We start from the raw sequence: 6,884 nt of genomic DNA, 5'->3' as shown, positions 1-6,884 counted from the left end.
GGGAAGTACGGGCCGGAACTACCACGAATCGACGGGAATGGGTCTGTACCTGGTCCGCGAGGTGTGCAGCCGGCTCGGTCACCGCGTAGAAATCGATTCAGCTCCCGAACAGGGGACGACGGTAAGGTTCGTTTTTGATGCGCGGCCGTTACGGCCATCTGTCTAACAATCGCAGAGGGAGAGAGGGCGCTTTGATGAAATGTCATGGCGTCCTTTTTTTGCGGTGCGGGACCCCGAACATAACCTTACGAAGGTTTAAGATTGGCGTAAGACGAATCCATAGTTTCGGCTGCGGGTTATGCTTTACAGTAGAGGTATCACAGAAGACAGACAAGAAAGGAGCATTCCTGTGACGGATATTTTGAAAGTGACCGGCTTGAGCAAAGTCTATCCGGGCAAAGTAACCACCCGCGCATTAACGAATATTCAGCTGACGATCAAGCAAGGCGAATTTGTAGGTATTATGGGGCCCTCGGGAAGCGGCAAAACGACACTGCTGAACATGGTCTCCACGATCGATGCGCCAAGCTCCGGGGAGGTGCTGATCAACGGGCAGAATCCCCACAAGCTGAAAAAAAAGGAACTGGCGGGATTCCGCCGGCGCCAGCTGGGCTTTGTTTTTCAGGACTTCAACCTGCTGGATACCCTTACCGTGGCCGAAAATATCGTGCTTCCGCTGACGCTGGACCGGGTGAAGCTGCCGGATATAGAAGCGCGGCTAACGCGGATTGCAGACAAGCTTGGCATTACCGATATTTTAAACAAACGCACCTATGAGATTTCCGGCGGACAGCGGCAGCGTGCGGCCATCGCGCGGGCGATCATCCCCTCGCCGTCCCTGCTGCTCGCCGATGAGCCGACCGGGGCGCTGGATTCCGCATCCTCCCGCAACGTGATGGAGACGATGGAGAAACTGAACGTCGCCGACCGCGTGACGATGATGCTGGTAACGCATGACCCCCAGGCCGCAAGCTACTGCCACCGGGTGGTTTTCATCAAGGACGGCGAGCTGTCGGGAGAAATCCACCGGGGAGAGAGCCGGCAGGCCTTTTTCCAAAAGATCATCGAGATGCTGTCTTTCCTGGGAGGTAACGCACATGAGCTTTCCTCAATTCGCGTTTAACAACGTCAAGCGCAACGCCAGGGCTTATTTTGCATACTACCTCAGCAGCAGCTTTATGGTGATGGTGTTTTTTACGTATGCCTTGTTTATTTTCCATCCGGACATCAACAAGACCGAGCTTGGACACACGACGATGCTGGTCATGCTGATTATGGAGTACATCATTTACATTTTTTCATTTCTGTTTGTGCTCTACTCGATCGGGGCTTTCCTGAAGGCAAGAAACAAGGAGTTCGGCATCCTGACGATTCTGGGGGCGGAGCAGGGCCAGATCAGCCGCCTGGTCTTCATCGAAAATATGATCATCGGCGCATCGTCCATCGTGACCGGGATCGGCAGCGGCCTCATTCTGTCCAAGCTGTTTCTGCTGCTGAGCGCAAAGGTAGTGGGCATGGAGAAGCTGGGGCTGTACCTTCCGGTCAAAGCGGTGCTGCTGACGGTAGCCGCGTTCGCCCTGCTGTTCATCGCTATTTCGGCGTTTACGCTGATCCTGATCCGCCGCAATCACGTCCTGCATCTGCTGCAGGGGTCGAATCGTCCGAAAACCGAGCCGAAGGCGTCCATCCTGATTTCCTTATTCGGGATCGCCCTTCTGGCCGCCGGCTATATGTCTCTCCGGGTGAATCTCGTTCTCGCGGCTGTGACCGGGATTGCGGGGACGTATTTCTTTTTCACGCAAATTACCGTGCTCGTCATGCGACTCTTGAAGCGCAGTCGCAGGTGGGTGTGGAAGGGGACGAACCTGATCTGGATTTCGGAAATGGCCTATAAAATGAAAGACAATGCGAGAGTGCTGTTCATGGTGACGGTCGTCACAGCTATTTCCTGTATGAGTGTCGCGTTCGTGATGTCCATCAACGAGACGAATAAAGATAATTACAGGTCGAATCCGTATGCTATCCGGCTTTCGGTTTATGACGACAAAAGCGAAAAGGTTGATTTGGCGCTGATCGAGCAATCGCTGAGCCGTCAAGGCATTACCTATCAGACGATTCGTACGGAGCAATATTTTAGCGTGGTGGAAAATAGAACCTCTTCAGTCTCGGTTATGCCGCAGTCCATGTATAATCAACTGGCAGAAGCCGTCGGTGCACCGAAGGTTGGCAAGCTGGATTACCATCAGGCGGTGCATGTCATCCCTGCCACGGAGGTATCAAGGGAGCGTCCGGATTGGTACGACCTCAGGAAGATTACGCTACGGGATACGAAAGCCGAGCTGGACATCACCGATACGATCAAGCCTGCCGTGAACGTGTCGCCTACACTCTCGGATATTCTGGTCATTTCGGATGATGAATATCAGGCGAACAAGAAGCTTCTGTCCTCTGAGCCAAAATCTAACCGGATCCAGGGCAGTGTCGTGTATTTGATTCCCGAATGGTCGACAGGCACCGTTCCTTCTGAGGGAGATCCAGAAATCACGATTGGCATGAAGCTGAAGCAGGAGGGGATCGACAGGGAATTGAGCGGCCAATCCGAAAACATCATCAGCGCCCGGGGCGGGGATTACTACTCGCTGAGGCAGTCCTTTGCGATGATGAGTTTTGCCGGTATTTTCATTACGGCGGTTCTGTCCATTTCCTCCGCGAGCTTCCTGTATTTCAAACTCCACCATGAGCTGACGCAGGATCAGCGGATGTATCAGTCGATGTCCAAAATCGGCCTGAAAATCCAGGAAATGAGCCGCGCCGCAACGCTGCAGATCGCCGCGCTGTTCTTCGTTCCGATCGTGGTGTCGGTCATACAGACGCTCGTCGTGCTAAATGCCGTCCGTAAGGACTTCGGGGTCGGTGAAGTGAATTCATCGGTTCTGCTCGCTTCGATCGCTTTTGTTATCGTCCAGATGGTATACTTCCTGATCGTACGCTCGCGTTACGTTCACAAGCTCAAGCGTGTGATGGTGTAAAATTAGGAAAACCGTCTCCGTTCCGGTACATCCGGTGTGGAGGCGGTTTTTTCTTAAACACGAAGTCCGGAAAATCATGGCTGAGCTGAGGTCGGTACCAAGTAAACGGACTCAAACGATTTGGGCGCGGGATCGGCTTGCTCCGGGTGAGCCCTCAGTCTGCTTGCTTTGCCAAGTTCATTTCCGTGCACATCAGAATAAAAGCGCTGGCGCCGTGGAGGTCGTTCTCGCTCGTAAGGCGGGCAATGTAGTGGGCGTAGTCCCCAATGCCTGTGCCGATGCAGATTTGGCCGATGATCACGCGGCCGTTCTCGTCAAATTTCAGCGTGTCGATAACGCCCTGGTATCCTTTCCAGGCGTACTGAAGATAACTTTCGTCCAAATAACCGAACCGCACCGCTTTGGCAATGGCGTGTACATACAGGGCGGTACAGGAACTTTCCAGCCAGTTGTCCGGGCGGTCGCCCTTGTCGACAACCTGGTACCATAAGCCTGAGGTTGAAGGTAAATCTTATTGCCAGGAAGGTGGGTTTCGGGAGCGTTACGCATTTTGGCCGGGTGTTCAAATCGGTTACGGGACATGCGCCTTTATATTATAGAAAGGAAAATAGACATGATCCTGCATTGACAATTTCCTCCCCGGGGTTATAATCAAATTTGTTAATGACTTATAGAAAATGTTAATGGATGCTTGTTCGATTATCGCCTTTTTGCTGTATGGCAGCACTATGCTGCTGTGAAGCGGCCAAGGACATGATCCCTCGCTACAATATAACCAGGGAGGAACGCGGATGATTTGGTTGTTGCTGGCAGCCGTTGTCGTCATTGGAGTATGGCTGCTCCGGAATATCCTGCCTGTCCATGGTCTTACGCCCATCCGTCCCGACGATTTGAAGGTCATCGCCAGGGATCAGGAAGACATCAAAATGCTGGACGTGAGAGATCCGGTGGATTATTTGCGGGAGCATGAGAATGGCACGGTCAATATTTCGCTCGGCCGGCTGCCGTATCTTTGGAAAAAGGAGCTCTCCACCTCCGAGCCGGTTGTGATTCTGGGAGGCAGCAGTCGGCAGAGCAAACAGGCGGCCCGATTCTTGAAACGGGTCGGCTTCCGTCAGCTGTATATCATCAAGGATGAGCCGGGACGGAAGAACCGCCAGGGCCAGACGGGGACGACGGTATGCTGCTCCGATTGCTGCCGCTGATAGGAAATAAGCAATAAATGCAGGCATACGTTAGAATTTCAGCCGGCAAGCCCTCAAAGACAGTGCGTCTTTGAGGGGTTTTTTTGTTTAGAGATATCCGGTTGAATAGACATGGTGGCAAAAAGGGCTCACGTTTCCGACCGGAAGGTCGCTCCCAACGGATCTCCCAGACCGAAGTAGTGACGGAAGTTGTAAATGAGCGGATTCCAGCGCCGGGGGTCGATATGATGATCTCCAATAAGGATGTCGTCATGAGCATGGACCCGGACGGCACAGGTTTCCACGATCGCGAAGAACGGATCGTATTCCGGCACCGTCATCCGCTGAACCCGTGCTTCAATCTGTATCGGACATTCGGATATGCGCGATGGCTGCACCACCTCGGAATCGATGGCGGTAAAGCCGCCTGCGGCGAACTTATCCTTTTCGTGCGTGAACCCCATGGCTTCTTTAACCTCAGGGACAAATGTCCTCCCGGTATAGGGGGCGATGCGCTCCACGTTCTCCCACAGCGGGGCGGAAGGAAGATTGATGACGCACTCCGGGTGAAGGGTCAAATTGTCATAAGCTTTGCTGCTCGTTGAAATACCCAGGACGATGTTGTCCCCCAGCGCAAAAGAAGAGGAGATCGGGCTGATATTGGATGTGTGGTCTTCGTTACGCGTGGTAATCAGGATAACAGGCATGCCATAATATAAAATCTTCGGTGTGATAGCACGGGTTTGCGGTTCTGCTGCGGCCATTTGGCAAACGCCTCCTTGTTTATAATGTACTTGAACATTGTAACCGGTTCATATTACAATGTTCATCGAAATGTGGAATGCAAAGGAGGGGGCAGGATGAAGGCAGGACCGATTGCGGCTCATCCCGCGGCCATGATCAGCGATCCTTCGCGTGCGGCGATGCTGACCGCCATGATGGACGGTCGGTTCCATCCGGCGAGTGAGCTGGCCTATATGGCGGGGATCACGCCGCAGACGGCGAGTTACCATCTGGCCAAGCTGGAAGAAGCGGGGATGGTCGCCATGCACAAGCAGGGAAGGCACCGGTATTACGGCTTGAAAAGCCATGACGTGGCTGCCGTCGTGGAGACGCTGCTATTGCTTGCGCCGCCGGTTGAGATCAAGTCGCTGAGGCAGTCCGAGGAAAACCGCCACCTGCGGCGGGCGAGAACCTGTTACGATCATGTCGCCGGAGACCTGGGCATCCGCCTGAGGGATGCGATGATCGAGGCCGGCGTGATCCGTGAGGAAGCGGCCGCCTTTGCGATTACCGGGGAAGGGGCCGCCTTCTTCGAACAACTGGGCATCGATGTGGAAGCGGTCCGGAAAAAGCGGCGCAGCTTCTGCAGCAAATGCTTGGATTGGAGCGAGCGCACGCCGCATTTGGCCGGCTCGCTGGGCAGCGCTTTGCTTGAGCGGCTGCTCGAGCTGCGATGGCTGCTCCGCATGGAAGGGACCCGGGCGCTGCGCATTACCGACGAGGGGGTCCGCGGACTGCAGGAGACTTTTCATATCGAGATCCCTCGATCCTGAATTTCAAACGATCCGAGTAATGCGGAGCTTTCACGAGCCGCCGCAGCCGGGTCGTTTTTTTCGTGCTCGGCTCGATGCCGCTGCAAGCTTGTAGACCTTGTAGACATCGGTTTCGATCCCGGCTTGAAGACCTTCCTGACGTTTTTTTCGGAGACCGACGAATTTTCAGATCCTGCTGCAACCAGAAAAAACGGCAGTATTACCACGAATAACGGCGATTGTGAAGAGTGCATGGCCTGGTTACAATTCAGTTCATGACGAACGCCAATATCAACAATCATGGAGGGTGGCAGCGATGAAGCAGGTGAAGGACGAGGACATCAAGAATTCAGGGAGGTATAAGGAGGACTCCGGGCTTACGCGGGAAAGGTGCCTGGAGGCTATGGAATTTATTCGGCGCCAGGTGGACCGGAATCTCCAGACATTTCAGGACACGTTTCCGTCGGAGGCCAGCACGAATCTGGTATACCGGCAGACTGGAAACACGGAGTGGACGCCGGCATTCTGGACCGGGATGCTGTGGCTCGCTTACGAAACGACCGGCGATGCCAAGTACCGCGCCGCCGCGGAAGGCCAGCTGGACAGCTACCGCAGGAGGGTGGAGGAACGGCGCTATACGGACACGCATGATTTAGGATTCCTATACACGCTGTCCTGCGTGGCATCCTACAAGCTGACCGGCAGCGAAGAGGCCAAGACGCTTGCCGTTCAGGCAGCGGATCTTCTGATGGAGCGTTACTGGGACAAGGCGGGGATCATCCAGGCTTGGGGAAATCTCCAGGATCCCAGGCAGCAGGGGAGGATCATCATTGACTGCCTCATGAATCTGCCGCTGCTGTACTGGGCATCGGACGTCACCGGTAACCCCAAATATAAGGCTGCGGCCGAGTCGCACGCCCGGAAATCGGCGGAGCACCTCATTCGGGAGGATGCGTCCAGTTATCACACCTTTTATATGGATATCGCATCGGGACAGCCGAAGTACGGCTCCACCGCGCAGGGGCATGCGGACGATTCATGCTGGTCGCGCGGACAGGCATGGGGGATTTACGGCTTCCCGCTCTCCTACCGTTACACCGGCGATGACAGGTACCTGCAGTTGACGTCCAGGCTGG

Annotated in this window: 8 protein-coding genes and 1 pseudogene; 7 read left to right on the top strand and 2 right to left on the bottom strand. The window is 54.6% G+C overall.

Annotated elements, in window-relative coordinates; all coding sequences use genetic code 11:
* The 3 genes from CPT76_RS42095 to CPT76_RS14770 form a co-directional block, all read left to right on the top strand.
* Nucleotides 1-166: ATP-binding protein (locus CPT76_RS42095; RefSeq protein WP_258168632.1), on the top strand; the 166-nt coding region annotated here is incomplete at its 5' end.
* A 183-nt stretch (nucleotides 167-349) separates the two neighbouring features.
* Entirely contained in the window at nucleotides 350-1,123 is a 774-nt protein-coding gene (locus tag CPT76_RS14775) for an ABC transporter ATP-binding protein (RefSeq protein ID WP_374954648.1), read from the top strand.
* Nucleotides 1,098-3,029 carry an FtsX-like permease family protein gene (locus CPT76_RS14770; RefSeq protein WP_105443434.1) on the top strand — a complete coding sequence of 644 codons (1,932 nt, stop codon included), beginning with the start codon at nucleotides 1,098-1,100 and terminating at the stop codon, nucleotides 3,027-3,029. The genes CPT76_RS14775 and CPT76_RS14770 overlap by 26 nt, the downstream gene beginning before the upstream one ends.
* 154 nt (nucleotides 3,030-3,183) lie before the next feature.
* Here CPT76_RS14770 and CPT76_RS14765 read toward each other — a convergent pair whose 3' ends face one another.
* Nucleotides 3,184-3,474 (bottom strand): glycoside hydrolase family 88 protein, encoded by a 291-nt coding sequence (locus CPT76_RS14765; protein ID WP_258168631.1) that lies wholly within the window; start codon nucleotides 3,472-3,474, stop codon nucleotides 3,184-3,186.
* Nucleotides 3,475-3,527: 53 nt separating this feature from the next.
* Between CPT76_RS14765 and CPT76_RS39725 the strand changes: the two are divergent.
* A pseudogene (locus CPT76_RS39725) lies at nucleotides 3,528-3,680 on the top strand (AraC family transcriptional regulator); the annotation flags it as partial.
* Nucleotides 3,681-3,820: 140 nt separating this feature from the next.
* Nucleotides 3,821-4,234 (top strand): rhodanese-like domain-containing protein, encoded by a 414-nt coding sequence (locus tag CPT76_RS14760; protein ID WP_105443433.1) that lies wholly within the window; start codon nucleotides 3,821-3,823, stop codon nucleotides 4,232-4,234.
* A gap of 128 nt (nucleotides 4,235-4,362) precedes the next feature.
* Here the strand turns inward: CPT76_RS14760 and CPT76_RS14755 are convergent, their stop codons facing one another.
* A complete protein-coding gene (locus CPT76_RS14755; protein ID WP_105443432.1) occupies nucleotides 4,363-4,977 on the bottom strand; it encodes a flavin reductase family protein in 615 nt (204 codons plus the stop codon).
* Nucleotides 4,978-5,073: 96 nt separating this feature from the next.
* Here CPT76_RS14755 and CPT76_RS14750 point away from each other — a divergent pair, with 96 nt between their 5' ends.
* The gene (locus CPT76_RS14750; protein WP_105443431.1) at nucleotides 5,074-5,769 is read left to right on the top strand and encodes an ArsR/SmtB family transcription factor; all 696 of its coding nucleotides are present in this window, start codon (nucleotides 5,074-5,076) and stop codon (nucleotides 5,767-5,769) included.
* 295 nt (nucleotides 5,770-6,064) lie between these two features.
* A partial coding sequence (locus CPT76_RS14745) for a glycoside hydrolase family 88 protein (protein WP_105443430.1) occupies nucleotides 6,065-6,884 on the top strand: 820 nt, incomplete at its 3' end.

The sequence above is a fragment of the Paenibacillus sp. AR247 genome (assembly GCF_002968895.1).
Taxonomy (GTDB): Bacteria; Bacillota; Bacilli; order Paenibacillales; family Paenibacillaceae; genus Paenibacillus_AQ; species Paenibacillus_AQ favisporus.
This window is presented reverse-complemented; position numbering and strand designations above follow the sequence as displayed.